The organism is Marinobacterium sp. NO-S09 (assembly GCF_059179545.1).
Genome location: NZ_CP168954.1, coordinates 1,355,545 through 1,370,703, shown reverse-complemented (window position 1 = coordinate 1,370,703; position 15,159 = coordinate 1,355,545). Strand labels below are relative to the sequence as shown.

18 protein-coding genes are annotated in these 15,159 nt (G+C 56.6%); 1 reads left to right on the top strand and 17 read right to left on the bottom strand.

What is annotated here, in order from left to right; all coding sequences use genetic code 11:
- Positions 1 to 14: 14 nt before the first annotated feature.
- The 11 genes from ndk to O3C79_RS06415 form a co-directional block, all read right to left on the bottom strand.
- Positions 15 to 422 (bottom strand): nucleoside-diphosphate kinase, encoded by a 408-nt coding sequence (gene ndk, locus O3C79_RS06465; RefSeq protein WP_010322499.1) that lies wholly within the window; start codon positions 420 to 422, stop codon positions 15 to 17.
- 124 nt (positions 423 to 546) lie between these two features.
- A complete protein-coding gene (gene iscX / locus O3C79_RS06460) occupies positions 547 to 747 on the bottom strand; it encodes a Fe-S cluster assembly protein IscX (protein ID WP_175612016.1) in 201 nt (66 codons plus the stop codon).
- An 11-nt stretch (positions 748 to 758) separates the two neighbouring features.
- Positions 759 to 1,097 (bottom strand): ISC system 2Fe-2S type ferredoxin, encoded by a 339-nt coding sequence (fdx, locus tag O3C79_RS06455; protein WP_010322501.1) that lies wholly within the window; start codon positions 1,095 to 1,097, stop codon positions 759 to 761.
- Positions 1,097 to 2,977 carry a Fe-S protein assembly chaperone HscA gene (hscA, locus tag O3C79_RS06450; RefSeq protein WP_494385259.1) on the bottom strand — a complete coding sequence of 627 codons (1,881 nt, stop codon included), beginning with the start codon at positions 2,975 to 2,977 and terminating at the stop codon, positions 1,097 to 1,099. The genes fdx and hscA overlap by 1 nt, the downstream gene beginning before the upstream one ends.
- A gap of 10 nt (positions 2,978 to 2,987) precedes the next feature.
- Positions 2,988 to 3,518 (bottom strand): Fe-S protein assembly co-chaperone HscB, encoded by a 531-nt coding sequence (hscB, locus tag O3C79_RS06445; RefSeq protein ID WP_076463210.1) that lies wholly within the window; start codon positions 3,516 to 3,518, stop codon positions 2,988 to 2,990.
- A gap of 24 nt (positions 3,519 to 3,542) precedes the next feature.
- Positions 3,543 to 3,866, bottom strand: coding sequence for an iron-sulfur cluster assembly protein IscA (gene iscA, locus O3C79_RS06440; protein WP_010322504.1), 324 nt, complete (start codon positions 3,864 to 3,866; stop codon positions 3,543 to 3,545).
- A gap of 43 nt (positions 3,867 to 3,909) precedes the next feature.
- Positions 3,910 to 4,293 (bottom strand): Fe-S cluster assembly scaffold IscU, encoded by a 384-nt coding sequence (iscU, locus tag O3C79_RS06435; protein WP_010322505.1) that lies wholly within the window; start codon positions 4,291 to 4,293, stop codon positions 3,910 to 3,912.
- Positions 4,294 to 4,324: 31 nt separating this feature from the next.
- A complete protein-coding gene (locus O3C79_RS06430; RefSeq protein ID WP_494385258.1) occupies positions 4,325 to 5,539 on the bottom strand; it encodes an IscS subfamily cysteine desulfurase in 1,215 nt (404 codons plus the stop codon).
- Positions 5,540 to 5,558: 19 nt separating this feature from the next.
- The gene (gene iscR / locus O3C79_RS06425) at positions 5,559 to 6,053 is read right to left on the bottom strand and encodes a Fe-S cluster assembly transcriptional regulator IscR (protein WP_010322507.1); all 495 of its coding nucleotides are present in this window, start codon (positions 6,051 to 6,053) and stop codon (positions 5,559 to 5,561) included.
- An 82-nt stretch (positions 6,054 to 6,135) separates the two neighbouring features.
- Entirely contained in the window at positions 6,136 to 6,969 is an 834-nt protein-coding gene (cysE, locus tag O3C79_RS06420) for a serine O-acetyltransferase (RefSeq protein ID WP_076463213.1), read from the bottom strand.
- Positions 6,962 to 7,720: an RNA methyltransferase gene (locus O3C79_RS06415; RefSeq protein WP_076463214.1), complete on the bottom strand. Its 759-nt coding sequence runs from the start codon at positions 7,718 to 7,720 to the stop codon at positions 6,962 to 6,964. Before O3C79_RS06415 ends, cysE begins: the two co-directional genes overlap by 8 nt.
- 128 nt (positions 7,721 to 7,848) lie before the next feature.
- On the opposite strand from O3C79_RS06415, the gene O3C79_RS06410 reads away from it, so the two are divergent.
- A complete protein-coding gene (locus tag O3C79_RS06410) occupies positions 7,849 to 8,664 on the top strand; it encodes an inositol monophosphatase family protein (RefSeq protein ID WP_029511017.1) in 816 nt (271 codons plus the stop codon).
- A gap of 86 nt (positions 8,665 to 8,750) precedes the next feature.
- Here O3C79_RS06410 and O3C79_RS06405 read toward each other — a convergent pair whose 3' ends face one another.
- The 6 genes from O3C79_RS06405 to hfq form a co-directional block, all read right to left on the bottom strand.
- Positions 8,751 to 10,046 carry an adenylosuccinate synthase gene (locus tag O3C79_RS06405; protein ID WP_076463215.1) on the bottom strand — a complete coding sequence of 432 codons (1,296 nt, stop codon included), beginning with the start codon at positions 10,044 to 10,046 and terminating at the stop codon, positions 8,751 to 8,753.
- A 37-nt stretch (positions 10,047 to 10,083) separates the two neighbouring features.
- A complete protein-coding gene (locus O3C79_RS06400) occupies positions 10,084 to 11,265 on the bottom strand; it encodes an ATP phosphoribosyltransferase regulatory subunit (protein ID WP_494385257.1) in 1,182 nt (393 codons plus the stop codon).
- 120 nt (positions 11,266 to 11,385) lie between these two features.
- Positions 11,386 to 12,270 (bottom strand): protease modulator HflC, encoded by an 885-nt coding sequence (hflC, locus tag O3C79_RS06395; RefSeq protein WP_494385256.1) that lies wholly within the window; start codon positions 12,268 to 12,270, stop codon positions 11,386 to 11,388.
- Positions 12,270 to 13,472, bottom strand: a complete 1,203-nt coding sequence (gene hflK / locus O3C79_RS06390) for an FtsH protease activity modulator HflK (RefSeq protein ID WP_494385255.1) — start codon at positions 13,470 to 13,472, stop codon at positions 12,270 to 12,272. The genes hflC and hflK overlap by 1 nt, the downstream gene beginning before the upstream one ends.
- A 68-nt stretch (positions 13,473 to 13,540) precedes the next feature.
- Complete coding sequence (hflX, locus tag O3C79_RS06385; RefSeq protein WP_494385254.1) at positions 13,541 to 14,839, bottom strand: ribosome rescue GTPase HflX; 1,299 nt, start codon at positions 14,837 to 14,839, stop codon at positions 13,541 to 13,543.
- 8 nt (positions 14,840 to 14,847) lie between these two features.
- Positions 14,848 to 15,087 carry an RNA chaperone Hfq gene (gene hfq, locus O3C79_RS06380; RefSeq protein WP_010322517.1) on the bottom strand — a complete coding sequence of 80 codons (240 nt, stop codon included), beginning with the start codon at positions 15,085 to 15,087 and terminating at the stop codon, positions 14,848 to 14,850.
- Positions 15,088 to 15,159 lie beyond the last annotated feature (72 nt).

Genomic DNA, 15,159 nt, shown 5'->3' with positions numbered 1-15,159 from the left:
GCCCGGGACGGCAATCAGGCGCCGAAGAAGTAAGCGATTTCACGCTCAGCAGAGGCAGGAGAGTCAGAGCCGTGTACAGCATTCGCATCGATGGACTCAGCGAAGTCACGACGGATAGTGCCTTCAGCAGCTTCCTGCGGGTTAGTTGCACCCATCAGGTCACGGTTCTGAGCGATAGCGTTTTCACCTTCCAGAACCTGTACAACAACAGGACCAGAGGTCATGAAAGCAACCAGATCAGCAAAGAAAGGACGTTCTTTGTGCTCAGCGTAGAAGCCTTCAGCGTCAGCCTGGCTCAGCTGCTTCATCTGCATTTCAACAATTTTCAGGCCGGCTTTTTCAAAACGGGATTCGATTTCACCGATCACGTTTTTGGCAACAGCGTCAGGCTTGATGATGGAAAGAGTGCGTTCAACTGCCATGATTTAATACCCCAATCTATAGTACATAGGTCAATAAAGCGCAGCATTATACGCAAACCGTCCTGCACTGAACAGCCGGCAACCAGCAATGAAAAAGCCCGCTGGGCGGGCTTTTTCGCAGGACTCAGTCGGCCTCGTCGATCCAGGCCATCTGAATGGCCTCCAGAATCTTCTCGCCGCAGTGGTCCGGATCGTCATCGAACTCTTCCAGCTCCATTACCTTGGTGTACAGGTCTGGAAAGCTGATCTTGAGCGGGTCCTGCTCAGGGTAGGTGTCCGCCAGTTCAATTGCGATGTCGTTTACATCGACCCATTTCAAGCCCATGTCATCACTCCTCAGTGATTTTCCGATACCTGGTTGATGGTGTACTTGGGTATTTCCACCACCAGGTCTTCATCCCCGACCAGTGCCTGACAGCTCAAACGCGACTCGGGCTCGAGGCCCCAGGCTTTATCGAGCATGTCATCTTCCAGCTCGTCGGCTTCGTTCAAGGAATCATAGCCCTCACGCACCACCACGTGACAGGTAGTGCAGGCACAGGACTTCTCGCACGCGTGCTCGATCTCGACACCGTGCTGCAGAGCGACATCACAGATGGATACCCCTGCTTCCGCCTCGATCACCTTACCCTCAGGGCACAGCTCTTCATGCGGCAGAAAGATAACTTGAGGCATCAGTGTGTCTCCTTTTCAATTTCATCAATGGCATGACCCGACAACGCCTGGGAGATGCTCTGGTCCATACGGCGCGAAGCAAAGAAATCGCTGGCCTTGGCCAACTCTTCGATACCCGCTTCAATCTGCCGGTAATCAGCCTGCTCAAGCAATGCTGCCAGCTTGGCAATCGCCTGTTCCAGGTGAGTGACCTCATCGGCACTCAGCAGGTCACCATCCGAGGCCATGGCCCCGCGCAAGGCGGCAATAATACGTTCAGCTTCAACCTGCTGCTCACGCAGGTTACGCGCTTCCAGATCATCTTCCGCATGGCTGTATGATTCTTTCAGCATGCGGGCGATTTCGTCATCGCTCAAACCATAGGACGGTTTGACCTGAATGCTGCTGACAGCCCCTGTGGACAACTCTTCTGCCGACACGCTTAACAGGCCATCTGCATCGACCTGGAAGGTCACACGGATCTTGGCAGCGCCTGCTGCCATCGGCGGGATATCACGCAGGACAAATCGCGCCAAAGAACGGCAATCCTGAACCAGTTCACGCTCGCCCTGGACAGCATGGATCGCCATGGCTGTCTGGCCATCCTGGTAGGTGGTAAATTCCTGTGCACGCGCCACCGGAATGGCCGTATTACGGTGGATAATCTTTTCCACCAGGCCACCCATGGTTTCCAGCCCCAGAGACAGAGGGATCACGTCCAGCAACAGCATGTCGCTGTCCGGCTTGTTGCCCACCAGCACATCAGCCTGTAATGCCGCACCAATAGCTACAACCCGGTCCGGGTCGATATCGATATGCGGCTGGCGACCAAAGAACTCACCGACGGCTTCACGAACACTCGGCACTCGGGTGGAACCGCCAACCATGACAACTTCGACCACTTCATCAACGTCAACGCCGGCATCCTTGAGGGTGCGACGACAGGTACGCAACGTACGTTTGACCAGCGGATCGATAAGCGCGTCAAACTGCTCGCGTGTCACTTCAACATTGAAGCTGCGGCCATCAAGCTCAATGGACTCAACCACCGAGTCGCTGGCACTCAACCCTTCCTTGATACGCCGAGCCATCGCCGTCAGTGAACGCGCGGAGGAGGCATTCAGGGCGTCGCCCAGACCCGACGCCTGCAGCAACTGCTCTGCCAGCAGGCGGTCAAAGTCATCGCCCCCCAGCGCGGTATCGCCGCCGGTGGAAAGCACTTCGAACACGCCCTTATTGAGGCGAAGAATCGAAATATCAAAGGTACCACCACCCAGATCATAAACAGCGATGACGCCTTCGTCCTGCTGATCCAGGCCGTAGGCCACCGCAGCGGCCGTCGGTTCATTCAACAGACGCAACACTTTGAGACCTGCCAACTGGGCAGCATCCTTGGTTGCCTGGCGCTGAGCATCATCAAAGTAGGCAGGAACAGTAATGACCACGCCTTCCAGCTCACCGCCAAGGGAGTCAACAGCGCGCGTCTTCAGTGCACCCAGAATATCGGCCGACACCTCCACCGGGCTCTTGTCTCCGGCAGCCGTCTGCAGATAAGGCATGCCAGACTCGGAAGCGGTCAAGCGATACGGCAGCGTTTCACCCAGGCCTTTAACATCTTCAGCACCACGCCCCATGAGGCGTTTAACGGAACTGATAGTGTTGTAGGGGTCCTGGATGGCTTCTGACTGAGCCTCGGCACCCACGGCGCTGGCTCCAGCAGATGTGTAATGCACCACGGATGGCAGCAGATGACTGCCCTGCGCATCCGGCAGGGTAACCGCTTCGCTGCTGCGCACAGTGGCTACCAGCGAGTTAGTCGTCCCCAGGTCGATCCCCACCGCCAGTTTGCGGGCATGGGGCTCCGGACTCTGTCCGGGTTCAGCTATTTGCAGCAGTGCCATATAAATTCCGTTAGTCGTCGAACAGTCTGTCTTCCAGCGCTTCCACTTCAGACTGCAGCTTCACCATAAATTGCATTTTGCGGACCGCCTGCTCTGCCTGCTCCAGCGCGGCATCAGCCCAGGCCTGGGCAAATTCAGCCTGCAGCTGCTTCAGAGCCTTGGTAACCTGCTGGTCCAGCGCTTCAAGCTCGGCTTCGGGATCAGCGTGATCGGCAGCCTCGGCAACGCGCTCGCGCAACTCCATCTGCTCCATTAAAAACATGGGGTCCAGCTGGGAGCGAGAATCGGACAGGGTATCGATCCCCTTCAGGGAAAGCAGGTATTGGGCGCGCTTGAGGGGGGACTTGAGCGTCGCCAGCGCTTCATTCAGATAGGTGCTGTACTGCACGGCCAGACGCTGTTCGCGGTCGGACTGATGCGAATGGCGGTCCGGGTGCAGCTGTTGCTGCAGTGAGCGGTAACGCTCGGACAGCTGGGACTGGTCAACATCAAAGCCAACCGGCAGCCCCAGGAATTCAAAATAATTGCGTGTAATATCCATACCGACCTCATTCACCCGAACGGGTCAGACGTTGAAGCTCTCACCACAGCCACATTCGCTGCGGACATTCGGGTTGTTGAACTGAAACCCTTCGTTAAGCCCTTCACGCACAAAATCCAGCTCGGTCCCGTCCAGGTAAGCCAGACTCTTGGGGTCGATCACAACTTTCACGCCCCCAAATTCGAAGATCTCGTCTTCCGGCTCGCTCTGGTCAACGAACTCGAGTACGTAGGCCATACCCGAGCAACCAGATGTTCTCACCCCGAGACGAATACCTTCACCGTGGCCACGCGATTCCAGATAACGTGATACGTGATCGATCGCAGCCTGTGTCATGCTTATTGCCATAGAAACCCCATTCACGGGGAGCCAGGCTCCCCGTTGCGGTATATTACTTATCCTGCTTCTTACGGTAGTCGTCCACTGCGGCCTTGATGGCATCTTCAGCCAGTACCGAGCAGTGAATTTTCACCGGCGGCAGCGCCAGTTCTTCAGCGATAGTCGCGTTTTTCAACTCGCTCGCCTGATCCAGCGTCATACCCTTGACCCATTCAGTCACCAGGGAGCTGGATGCGATGGCAGAACCGCAGCCGTAGGTTTTGAAGCGCGCATCTTCGATGACACCCTCATCATTAACCTTGATCTGCAGGCGCATGACATCACCACAGGCGGGCGCACCCACCATACCGGTGCCGACATGCGGGTCTTCCGCGTCCATCTTACCGACGTTACGCGGGTTTTCGTAATGATCAATTACCTGTTCACTGTAAGCCATGACTAGTCTCCAATTATTCTACTTGCGGACCTTAGTGGTGGACCCACTCGACCTTGGTCAGGTCCACGCCGTCTTTAAACATGTCCCACAGAGGTGACAACTCACGCAGTTTCTCCACTGCGGTGCGTACCTGTGCGACGGCGTAATCCACCTCTTCTTCGGTGGTAAAACGGCCCAGCGAAAAACGAATCGAGCTGTGCGCCAGCTCATCGTTCAAGCCCAGTGCACGCAGCACATAGGACGGTTCCAGGCTTGCAGATGTACAAGCGGAACCGGAAGACACCGCCAGATCCTTGATGGACATCAGCAGCGATTCACCTTCAACGAAGGCAAAGCTGATGTTCAGAACGCCCGGCACATACTGTTCGGTAGAACCGTTAATGTGCACCTCTTCCATATCCTTGACGCCATTCCACAGACGCTGACGCAAGGTTTCCAGGCGTGCCTGCTCGGCTTCCATATCTTCAGTTGCAATACGGAAAGCCTCACCCATACCCACGATCTGGTGGGTCGGCAGTGTACCCGAGCGCATACCACGCTCATGACCGCCACCATGGATCAACGCTTCCAGACGTACACGCGGCTTGCGGCGTACGTAGAGAGCACCGACACCCTTGGGGCCATAAATCTTGTGTGCACAGACCGACATGAGATCAACTTTCATTTCTTTCAGGTCGATCGGCAGCTTACCTACGCTCTGCGCCGCATCCACATGGAACAGAACACCCTTGGCACGGGTGATTTCACCGATGGCGGCAATATCAGTAACGGTGCCGATTTCGTTGTTCACGTGCATCAGCGATACCAGAATGGTGTCGTCGCGCAGCACTTCAGAAACCTGGTGCGGCGCGATGATGCCATCGCTGTTCGGCTCAAGGTAGGTTACCTCGAAACCTTCACGCTCCAGCTGGCGGCAGGGATCCAGAACGGCCTTATGCTCGATCTTGGATGTAATAATGTGCTTGCCTTTCTTGCTGTAGAAACGCGCCACACCCTTGATCGCCAGGTTGTCGGACTCGGTCGCGCCGGATGTCCAGACAATTTCACGCGGGTCAGCGCCCAGCGTATCGGCCACCTGACGGCGGGCATTCTCCACCGCCTCTTCGGCCTTCCAGCCGAACAGGTGAGAACGAGATGCCGGGTTACCGAAGTTGCCATCCAGAGTCAGGCAAGCGGTCATTTTCTCTGCCACACGCGGGTCAACCGGCGTGGTAGCGGCATAATCAAGATAGATCGGCAGTTTCATCGTGTCTCTCCAAAAACTCTCACACAGCTGCTTTGTTACGCGCTGGTTGTTTGGTGCTGCTGGCAATCAGTTGATCGACCTGGCGCTGCTGACGGTCCGCAACCTGTTGTACGTCGCGACGCGCCACCAGATCAGCCAGGCTGATGCTACTCAAAAAACCGTGAATCTGGTCACTCAGGTCACACCAAAGGTGGTGGGTCAGACAGACTTCCCCGCCCTGGCAACCGCCATTATGCTGACATCCCGTCGCATCGACAGACTCGTTGACCGCATCAATGACCTCGGCCACATTGATCTGCCCCTGCTCGCGCTTGAGCTGATAACCCCCGCCGGGGCCTCGCACACTGCGCACCAACTCATTGCGGCGCAGCTTGGCAAAAAGCTGCTCCAGGTAAGAGAGTGAAATCCCCTGCCGCTCGGAAATGTCGGCCAGACTAATCGGACCCTTGCCTTCATGCAGGGCCAAGTCCAGCATCGCGGTCACAGCGTAGCGACCCTTGGTGGTCAATCGCATAACAATCCTCGTATTCACGCTTTACAGCATGAGGTCATTATGCAATTCCCCAGTAAACCAGTCAACTATTAACCCGAGTATTTTAGTCGGTCTTTTCCTTAACCTGTTCGCCCGGCGCTTCCGTATCGGATTGCCCCGGCATGCCACTGCAATCATCTACAGCCGCTTCAAAATCCTCACTTTTCAGCTCCGGCAGCTGCTCATCACAGTACTCGGGCTTAAGCTCACACAGCGCCTTACCCATGCCATCAACCTTGTGATCCATCGCCTGCATATGATCCAGCAGGCAGCGAATGGCATGCGCCACCGGGTCAGACACCTCTTTGGTTACAGCATAGGCATCAAAGCCGACCTTATCGGCCATCTGACGTCGCTTGAGTTCTTCCGGGCTTTCCTCTTCCGGCTGGCGCTTGATGATACGCCCCGGAATACCAACCACCGTGGCATCCTCGGGCACATCCCGGGTAACCACAGCATTGGAACCAACGCGGGCACCTGCACCTATGTTGATCGGCCCCAACACCTTGGCGCCGGCACCACAGACCACATTATTGCCCAGAGTCGGATGGCGCTTGCCCTTGTTCCAGCTGGTTCCACCCAGGGTAACGCCGTGATACAGGGTGACATCATCACCAATTTCGGCCGTTTCACCGATCACAACGCCCATACCGTGGTCGATGAAAAAGCGTCGACCAATGGTAGCGCCCGGATGAATCTCAATCCCGGTCAGCCAGCGCCCCAGGTTGGACACCATACGGGCCAGCCATTTGAAGTTACGGCGCCAGAGGGCATTGGCCACGCGGTGCGACCAGATGGCATGCAGCCCCGGATAGGCCGTCAGTACTTCAAAAGCATTGCGGGCAGCCGGGTCGCGGTGAAATACCGAACGTATGTCTTCTTTCATTTGCTCAATCATCGCCCTCTCCTCGCTGCGGCTGCGCGACCTGTTTCTCCATGGCGGTCAAAATACCCCTGAGCACATTCACTTCTACCTTATCCGGCACTGCTCGCTGCAACAGCCGGCGCAGACGCGGCATCAGCTGGCGTGGATTATCAGGATCGAGGAAATCAATCTTCACCAGCGTACGCTCCAGATGCTCGAACATCAGCTCCAGCTCTCGCTGAGGGGCCAGCTCAATATCCCAGTCAGTACCCCACTGCGGGCGCGCCGCCTGCTCTTCTGCCACTTCAGCCATACGCAGTTCGTAGGTAATGACCTGCACCGCAGCGGCAATATTCAGCGAGCTGAACGTTTCAACCGCAGGAATATGCACGTGGTGGTGGCAACGCTGCAATTCTTCATTGGTCAAACCACGGTCTTCGCGCCCGAACAGAATCGCCACTCGCGCCTTGCCCTTGAGGGGTGCTGCAATCGCCGCCAGCTCACGCGGGTTAACCAGCGGCCAGGGGATATGCCGCTCACGCGCACTGGTGCCGAATACCAGTTCGCAGTCGGCAAGCGCTTCATCGAGGTTATCCACAACCTGCGCCTGCTCCAACACGTCGGTCGCACCCGAGGCACGCGCATCAGCATCCGGATGGGGAAAACACTTGGGGCTCACCAAACAGAGATCATTCAGCCCCATGTTCTTCATGGCACGTGCCACGCCACCAATATTACCCGGATGGGTTGTGTTCACCAGTACAATGCGAATGTGATCAGACATCTCAGATACGCCGCTAAAAGGCGGGTATTCTAACAGATCATTGACGAGTTGAAGACCACCTGTTCAGCGCAGCACCGTACTAAGCTACAATATGACTTTGCCAACTCTGAAACTGGACACCAACACTGATGCAACCAATGGTTAATATTGCCCTGCGAGCTGCCCGCACCGCAGGTGAACAGGTCTCTCGCGCTTTGGAACGCCTTGATTTGATCAAATCCGAACAGGCCGATGTGGCCAAGTTCATCAGTGACCTCTGCCAGCAGGCAGAAGGCACCATCGTGACTCAGATCCAGAAGGCTTACCCGCATCACAGCCTGATCGGCGAATACAGCGGCCACCACGCCCCGATCGGTGAAGGCCCCGGTGAATGCGAATGGCACGTCAGCCCGATTGACAGCCTGACCAACTTCTCCAACGCCCTGCCGATGTTTGCCCTCAGCATCACCGGTTTTGTTAACGGCCGCGCCGAACACTGCGTGGTTCTTAACCCCATGTTCGGCGAAGAGTTCACCGCCAGCCGCGGCAAGGGTGCCCAGCTGAACGGCAAACGCCTGCGCGTGAGCAACCGTACCAGCCTTGAAGGCGCCATCATTGGCACCGGTTATCATGCCCGCAGCAGCGACAAGCCCTGGATCGAATCCCACACCCGCATGATGCAGGAAATCATGCAGGTTGGCGCGACCCTGCATAACAGCGGCTCCCCGGTATTGAGCCTGGCCTACACAGCAGCGGGTCGCCTGGACGGCTTTTACCAGATCGGCCTCAACAGCACCGAGCTCTCAGCCGGCCTGCTGCTGATCCGTGAAGCCGGCGGCCTGGTATCCGACTTCTCCGGTGGCAACCAGTACAACGAGCGCGGCAATCTGATCACCAGTAACGCCAAACTACTCAAGGCCCTGCTGCGCACGCTGCACCCTGCTACAGCTGAAGGCCTGCGTTAATCACTTCCGTTTCGGCCTGCTCTGCAGGCCGGGCATAAAAAAACCGCATCGAATGATGCGGTTTTTTTGTATCCAGCGCTCCGGAATCAGACGCTCATCGGATCACGCAGTACAATCGTTTCGTTACGATCCGGACCGGTCGAGATGATATCAATCGGCGCTTCAATCAGCTCTTCCAGACGCGTGATGTAAGCGCGCGCATTGGCCGGCAGCTCATCGATGGACTTAACACCCACCGTTGAATCAGTCCAGCCAGCCACCTCTTCGTAGATCGGCTTGATGACTTCGTAGTCTTCACTGCCGCTCAGAGAGCTGACCGGATTACCGTTTTCATCCTGGTAGCCAACACAGATATTGATCTGCTCAAGGCCATCCAGTACATCCAGCTTGGTCAGGCAGATGCCGGAGACAGAGTTGATCTGGATCGCATGCTTGAGTGCTACGGCATCGAACCAGCCACAACGACGCGCACGACCTGTAGTCGCACCGAACTCATGACCACGCTCGGCCAGACGCTGACCCACATCACAATGCAGTTCGGTCGGGAAAGGACCGCCACCCACTCGCGTGGTGTATGCCTTGGTGATACCCAGAATGTAGTCCAGGTAGAGCGGACCGAAACCACTGCCGGTGGATGTACCACCCGCCGTTGTGTTGGAGGAGGTTACGAACGGGTAAGTACCGTGGTCAATATCCAGCAGAGAACCCTGGGCACCTTCAAACATGATGCTTGCACCCTGCTTGCGCAGTTCGTGCAGCTTGGCCGTCACGTCAGTGATCATCGGCACCAGTGTCTTGGCCATTTCCATGCAGCTGTCATAGGTCTGCTGGAAGTCGATGGCGTCGACTTTGTAGTAGTTCTGCAGCATGAAGTTATGATATTCCAGCACATCCTTCAGCTTGGCTGCAAAACGCTCGGGGTCCGCCATATCACCCAGGCGCAGACCACGGCGTGCAACCTTGTCTTCATAGGCAGGACCGATGCCGCGACCGGTTGTACCGATCTTGGCATTACCGCGCGCCAGTTCACGCGCCTGGTCCAGAGCAACATGGCTCGCCAGGATCAGCGGACAGGCCGGGCTCAGCTTGAGGCGGTCACGAACCGGGACACCCTTCTCTTCCAGCTCGGCAATTTCTTTCAGCAGCGCGTCCGGGGACAGCACCACACCATTACCGATCAGGCACAGAACATTCTGACGCAGAATGCCGGAGGGAATCAGGTGCAGAACAGTCTTCTCACCATCAATGACCAGCGTATGGCCTGCGTTATGGCCACCCTGGAAGCGGACCACGGCGGCAACCTGCTCGGTCAGCAGATCAACGATCTTACCCTTGCCTTCATCACCCCATTGGGTGCCCAGAACAACGACGTTTTTACCCATTGCTGTCTCGAATACTCTTAAAGTTCAAAAAAAACGCTTAGAGGTCTTTGACGACCCAGGCACCAGCTTCGGCAACCAAATGCCGGCCAGCCTGCCCGCTAGAAATCGTTTCACCGTCGAGCTGCTGTACAACACGCTCGCCTGCACTGCGCAACGCAGCGATAGCCGCCTGAAGCCCTTCAGCATCACCTGCAGGTGCAAAAATTACCGATTCGGACGGCAATTCCAGGCACCCGGCCAGATCCAACAGGGTTTTCAGATCAGCACTGAAGCCTGTTGCCGGGCGCGCACGCCCGAAATCTTCACCGATATTGTCATAGCGACCGCCCTTGGCCAGCGCCTGACCATATTCAGGGGTATAAGCCGCAAACACCACACCGGTGTGGTAGTGATAGCCACGCAGTTCGCTGAGGTCAAAATAGGCCTCAACCTCCGGATAGCGAGCCTTAACACGTGCTGCCAGACCACCCAGATAGCGAATCGCTTCAGCCAAGGCCGCATCGTGACCAAACAGCTGCCCTGCACGCTCAAGCACGGCCTCAGAGCCGTTCAGACGCGGCAGCTCTCGCAGCCATTCACGCGTTTGCTCGGAACCACTGTTAATACCTGCAACGAAGCGGTCAACCTCAGGCAGCGCCTTGCGTTGCAGCATGTCTTGATAATCGGCCTGTTGCTCAGCTGTGAGCTGGCACAACTCCATCAAACGACTGAAAATACCCACATGACCCAGGTCGAGGCTGATCGTAGCCTCCAGACCCACTTCGCGCAGGGTTTCCAGCATCATGCTGATGACCTCGACATCACTGTCGGAACCGGCATGGCCATATAGCTCGGCACCCAACTGCAGCGGGTTACGCGATGCCAGCATATTGGCAGGATGTGTGTGCAGAACTGAACCGCAGTAACACAGGCGGCTGGGGCCTTCTGTGCGCAGACGGTGAGCATCAATACGCGCCACCTGAGGCGTCATATCGGCACGCACACCCAGGGTATGCCCGCTAACCTGATCAGTTACCTTGAAGGTATTCAGGTCAAGATCATGACCTACACCCGTCAGCAGGGATTCGAGATGCTCCGCGATAGGCGGCATCACCAGCTCGTAACCCCAGCGATGGTAAAGGTCCAGGACCTTCCGGCGCATTAATTCAACCTGCCGTGCCTGTGGCGGCAGCAGCTCCATAATTCCGTCGGGCAGCAACCAGCGATCTGCCAATGCCATGCGTTACTCCGCTGTCATGTGGTCTGTAATTCACAAAAAAACCGGGCGCAGACCCGGTTAATTAATCCTATCACGAAATCGGGTGCCATAGGCACCCGATTTGAGCAGTACTCTGTTCGACTATTGTGGAACGCTCATGCCCTGAGAGCTGTTCAGGTAACGGAAGAACTCGCTATCCGGATCCAGAACAAACAGGTCGCCACCACTGGCAAAGGACTCACGATAGGCCTTAAGACTACGGTAGAACGCGTAGAACTCAGGGTCCTGCTGGAAGGCCTCAGAGTAGATAGCCGCTGCCTGCGCATCACCCTCACCACGAATGGTTTCGGCTTCACGGAAGGCATCTGCCAGGATAACGGTACGCTGACGATCCGCATCCGCACGGATACCTTCAGCAAGCTCCTTACCACGTGCACGCAGCTCACGTGCCAAACGCAGACGCTCGGTACGCATACGCTCGTACACTGAAGAAGAGACTTCCTGCGGCAGGTCGATACGCTTCACACGCACATCGATGACTTCGATACCCAACTCTGACTGCGCCAGATCGCTCAAGGCGCGGATAACATCACCCATCACCTCTTCACGCGCACCGGATACCACCTCGGTCAGCGTACGCTCACCAAACTGGTTACGCAGGCTGGTTTCGATACGTGAGGACAGCAGGTCGGCCGCACGGAACTCATCACCCGATGTGGCGGTGTAGTACTTCTCGACATTGTCGATACGCCACTTGATGAAAGAGTCCACGATCAAACGCTTCTTCTCCAGCGTCAGGAACGCCTGGGGGCGCGCGTCCAGGGTCATGGTTCGACCTTCGAACTTGCGCACGGTGTTCACAAACGGAATCTTGAAGTGCAGACCCGGCTGGATATCCGCTTCCACAACCTCACCGAAGCGCAGCTTGATGGCACGCTCTGTTTCCTTGACGATATAGACAGATTTGGAGCCGATCATCACTACCAGCAGCAGCGCGATCAGTCCGAACATTGAAGTAGGTTTCATTAGCGTCCCTCCCTCAGACCAGAAGTGGACTGCGTGCGCTTGCGTGTTTCTTCCAGGACCTGATCGGTAATCTGGCGCACGGTTTCGTCATCCAGGCGAATGTTGCGGTTGGCCGTATTGCTGCCACCTGTCAGCGGCTGCTGAGATGTCAGGCGATCCAGAGGCAGGTACATCATGTTGTTGCCGCCTTCCACATCAACCATCACCTTGCCGGTACGACCCATCACATCCTGCATGGTGTCAATGTACAGACGCTCACGAGTAACCTGAGGAGCCTTCTGGTACTCGCCCAGAAGCGCCTTGAAACGGCTGGCTTCACCCGTTGCCTTGGCAACCACTTCTTCCCGGTATGCGTTGGACTCTTCCAGCAGACGCTGCGCACGACCACGGGCCTCAGGCACGATGCCGTTGGCATAGGCCTCGGCTTCGTTCTTGGCACGCTGCTCGTCCTCACGCGCCTTGATCACATCATCGAATGCATCCTGCACCTGTCGCGGTGCCTGAGCATTCTTGATGTTGACCTTGGAGATCGTCAGACCAGTGGTGTAGTTGTCCATGTAGCTCTGCAAACGTGCCTGCACCTGCAGTGCGAGCGTATCACGCCCTTCTGTCAGGATACCGTGCATGTCAGAGGTACCGACCACATGACGCAGGGCAGACTCGGAAGACTGCGCAAGACTGTCACTGGGGTCACGCACCTTGAGCGTGAACTGTGCCGGATCAGACACCACGTACTGCACGGTCATGTCCACATCTACGATGTTTTCATCGGCCGTCAGCATCAGAGAGCGATGGTCATAGGTACGCAGACGTGTGGTATTCACCTTCTGCACTTCATCGATCAGCGGCGGGTTCCACTGCAGGCCGGGCTGTACCGTGTCATGGTACTTACCCAGACGCAGAACGATACCACGCTCCTGCTGGTCAACTGTGTAGAAGCCCATACCGGCCCAGAACAGTGCAGCCAGGACGATCAGCACGACAAAAAAGCCGCTGCTGCCACCCTTGCCACCACCGCCGCCGAAGCCGCCGCGCTTCTTGCCGCCACCGAAGATGCCGCCAAGGCGGTCCTGCAGCTTGCGCATTGCCTCGTCTAGATCGGGCGGTCCCTGATCGTTGCCACCGCCACGTTTGCCGCGGTTGCTACCGCCGCTCCAGGGGTCATGGTTATCACCATTCCCGCCGGGCTCATTCCAGGCCATAGTGTTCTCCGTATTAAACCGCTGAGTTACCTGTTATTGATGCTGCGATTATGACCGCAACGGTCCCGTTAATCGACCGCCTGCGGCACGTATTGTTCCTGTTTCAACCCCAGACGACTCAAAAGCCGCTTGAAATCCTTCATTTGCAGACGCACTTCCAGCTGAATATGCCCCTGCTCGTCCACCGCTTCTTTTACTACACCACCTTGAGCATAGAGCTGAGCACGGAAGTTGCCATCTGCCGGTGTCAGATCCAACACCTCATGGAACATTTCCTCGCCCAATCGCTCGCTGATGGCTTCAAGCAGCAGATCAATGCCTTCACCGCTGACAGCCGACACCCAAACACGCCAAGGCACTCCGTCCTCATCGCGATCGATGCGCGGCTCGGCATCTTCAAGCTGGTCGATCTTGTTGTATACCTGCAATACGGGAACTTCGGCTGCGCCGATCTCTTCCAGCACCGCATCAACCTGCTCAATATGCTCTCGACGCTCCTCATCGTAGCAATCGATGACATGCAGCAAAAGGCTTGCATCCGTGGTTTCCTGAAGGGTTGCACGGAAGGCTTCGACCAGTTTGTGCGGCAGGTGACGGATAAAACCAACGGTATCGGCCAGAATCGCCTGCCCCACGTCAGCCAGCTCAATCTTGCGCAGGGTGGGATCCAGGGTGGCAAACAGCTGGTCAGCCGCATAAACCTCGGATGTGGTCATGCGGTTGAACAACGTCGATTTGCCCGCGTTGGTATACCCCACCAGTGAAACCGCGGGGATCTCGGCACGCTGACGGGCGCGTCGCCCCTGGTCGCGCTGCTTGCGGACTTTCTCAAGACGCTTGAGGATCGCCTTGATGCGTGCGCGCAGCAGGCGTCGGTCGGTTTCCAGCTGGGTTTCACCCGGACCACGCAGACCGATACCACCCTTCTGTCGTTCAAGGTGGGTCCAGCCACGGACCAGGCGGGTCGACATGTGTTCAAGCTGGGCCAATTCCACCTGCAGCTTACCCTCATGGGTACGTGCGCGCTGAGCAAAAATATCCAGTATCAAACCCGTACGGTCCAATACCCGACACTTGAGTTCACGCTCCAGGTTGCGCTCCTGACCCGGGCTCAGGGCATGGTTGAAGATAACCAGCTCGGCCTCGTGCATTCGCACCAGGTCCACCAGCTCATCAACCTTGCCTTTACCCAAAAAAAACTTGGGGCTGGGGTCGGCACGCGACCCGGTCAGAAATTCGACTGGATCGGCGCCGGCGGAGAGGGCTAACTCTTCGAGTTCTCGGGGGTTTTCGCGATCTTCTTCACTGGAAAAATCGATATGGACGAGGATCGCGCGCTCGCCCGATTCGGGACGCTCAAAAAACAATTAATACCTCATTCAGCAGGCTTGTCGTCGGCCACCGGCAGTTTCACCGGGCGCGCAGGCACTACTGTTGAAATGGCATGCTTGTACACCATCTGACTGACAGTGTTCTTCAGCAGGATCACGAACTGATCAAAGGATTCGATCTGGCCCTGCAGCTTGATACCGTTCACCAAAAAGATGGATACAGGTATACGCTCCTTGCGCAGGACGTTCAGGTAAGGGTCTTGTAGAGACTGCCCTTTTGACATTGCAAACTCCTTCCAGAATGGAAATCAATTTATAAGTGTAGTTGTATGTATACGGTTATGCCGACTCGGCGT

Excerpts from the sequence above, each read along its gene's own strand:
- ndk (WP_010322499.1), bottom strand. The coding sequence starts at position 422 with ATGGCAGTTGAACGCACTCTTTCCATCATCAAGCCTGACGCTGTTGCC.
- iscX (WP_175612016.1), bottom strand. The coding sequence starts at position 747 with ATGGGCTTGAAATGGGTCGATGTAAACGACATCGCAATTGAACTGGCG.
- fdx (WP_010322501.1), bottom strand. The coding sequence starts at position 1,097 with ATGCCTCAAGTTATCTTTCTGCCGCATGAAGAGCTGTGCCCTGAGGGT.
- hscA (WP_494385259.1), bottom strand. The coding sequence starts at position 2,977 with ATGGCACTGCTGCAAATAGCTGAACCCGGACAGAGTCCGGAGCCCCAT.
- hscB (WP_076463210.1), bottom strand. The coding sequence starts at position 3,518 with ATGGATATTACACGCAATTATTTTGAATTCCTGGGGCTGCCGGTTGGC.
- iscA (WP_010322504.1), bottom strand. The coding sequence starts at position 3,866 with ATGGCAATAAGCATGACACAGGCTGCGATCGATCACGTATCACGTTAT.
- iscU (WP_010322505.1), bottom strand. The coding sequence starts at position 4,293 with ATGGCTTACAGTGAACAGGTAATTGATCATTACGAAAACCCGCGTAAC.
- O3C79_RS06430 (WP_494385258.1), bottom strand. The coding sequence starts at position 5,539 with ATGAAACTGCCGATCTATCTTGATTATGCCGCTACCACGCCGGTTGAC.
- iscR (WP_010322507.1), bottom strand. The coding sequence starts at position 6,053 with ATGCGATTGACCACCAAGGGTCGCTACGCTGTGACCGCGATGCTGGAC.
- cysE (WP_076463213.1), bottom strand. The coding sequence starts at position 6,969 with ATGATTGAGCAAATGAAAGAAGACATACGTTCGGTATTTCACCGCGAC.
- O3C79_RS06415 (WP_076463214.1), bottom strand. The coding sequence starts at position 7,720 with ATGTCTGATCACATTCGCATTGTACTGGTGAACACAACCCATCCGGGT.
- O3C79_RS06410 (WP_029511017.1), top strand. The coding sequence starts at position 7,849 with ATGCAACCAATGGTTAATATTGCCCTGCGAGCTGCCCGCACCGCAGGT.
- O3C79_RS06405 (WP_076463215.1), bottom strand. The coding sequence starts at position 10,046 with ATGGGTAAAAACGTCGTTGTTCTGGGCACCCAATGGGGTGATGAAGGC.
- O3C79_RS06400 (WP_494385257.1), bottom strand. The coding sequence starts at position 11,265 with ATGGCATTGGCAGATCGCTGGTTGCTGCCCGACGGAATTATGGAGCTG.
- hflC (WP_494385256.1), bottom strand. The coding sequence starts at position 12,270 with ATGAAACCTACTTCAATGTTCGGACTGATCGCGCTGCTGCTGGTAGTG.
- hflK (WP_494385255.1), bottom strand. The coding sequence starts at position 13,472 with ATGGCCTGGAATGAGCCCGGCGGGAATGGTGATAACCATGACCCCTGG.
- hfq (WP_010322517.1), bottom strand. The coding sequence starts at position 15,087 with ATGTCAAAAGGGCAGTCTCTACAAGACCCTTACCTGAACGTCCTGCGC.